This window comes from Streptomyces sp. NPDC059524 (assembly GCF_042749255.1).
In the GTDB taxonomy this organism is placed as follows: domain Bacteria; phylum Actinomycetota; class Actinomycetes; order Streptomycetales; family Streptomycetaceae; genus Streptomyces; species Streptomyces xanthii.
Genome location: NZ_JBHYTK010000304.1, coordinates 1 through 1,007, shown reverse-complemented (window position 1 = coordinate 1,007; position 1,007 = coordinate 1). Strand labels below are relative to the sequence as shown.

Here is a 1,007-nt window from a genome sequence, read left to right as displayed (position 1 = left end):
GGGCACGCCCGCGCCGGGGGCGGGGGCGCCCGCGCCCCCCCGCCCCCCCGCCCACCCCGGCGCGGGGGGCCCGGCCCGGCTGCCCGGCGAGCGTCCGGGCGAACGGCACCACCGCCGCGGCCCCGAGGGAGCCTGACACCCATGACCTCGCCCACCGGCGGCTCACAGATCCGGATGCGTTTCCGCACCGTGCACGGCTATCGACGCGCCTTCCGGATGGCGGGCAAGGGCCGGGCGATCCTGCTGATCCATGGCATCGGCGACTCCTCCGACACCTGGCGCGACGTCATGCCGGGCCTGGCCCGCAACTACCGCGTCATCGCACCCGACCTGCTCGGCCACGGAGCCTCCGACAAGCCGCGCGCCGACTACTCCCTGGCGGCGTACGCGAACGGCATGCGGGACCTGCTCGGCGTCATCGGCGTCGAGCGGGTCACGCTGGTCGGGCACTCGCTGGGCGGCGCCGTCGCCATGCAGTTCGCGTACCAGTTCCCCGAGCGCTGCGAGCGGCTCGTGCTCGTCGGCACCGGGGGCATCAGCCGCCAGGTCACACCACTGCTGCGGGCGGCGACCCTGCCCGGCGCCGAACTGCTCATGATGGCGCTGCGGATGCCGACCATGCGCACCCAGATCGGGCTCGCCGTCAAGGCGCTGCAGTTCCTCGACACGAACCTGGGGGTCGACGCGCCGGACCTGCTGCGGGTGGTGGACGCGCTGCCGGACGGCACCTCGCGCAACGCGTTCATCCGCACGCTGCGCGCGGTGGTCGACTGGCGCGGCCAGGTCGGCACCATGCTGGACCGCTGCTATCTGGCCCAGGGCATGCCGACGATGCTGGTGTGGGGCGGCCGGGACCAGGTGGTGCCGGCCGCGCACGCGGGGCTCGGCCACGTGGCGATGCCGGGCAGCCGCCTGGAGATCTTCGAGGACGCCGGGCACTTCCCGTTCCGCACCGACCCGCAGCGCTTCGAGACGGTCCTGCGGGACTTCATCGCGACCACCGAGCC

At 74.7% G+C, this 1,007-nt stretch carries 1 protein-coding gene; it reads left to right on the top strand.

From position 1 onward, the window contains the following. Positions 1–141: 141 nt before the first annotated feature. Positions 142–1,007, top strand: an 866-nt coding sequence (locus ACFW9D_RS38330) for an alpha/beta fold hydrolase (protein ID WP_384630099.1), incomplete at its 3' end; no start/stop codon positions are given.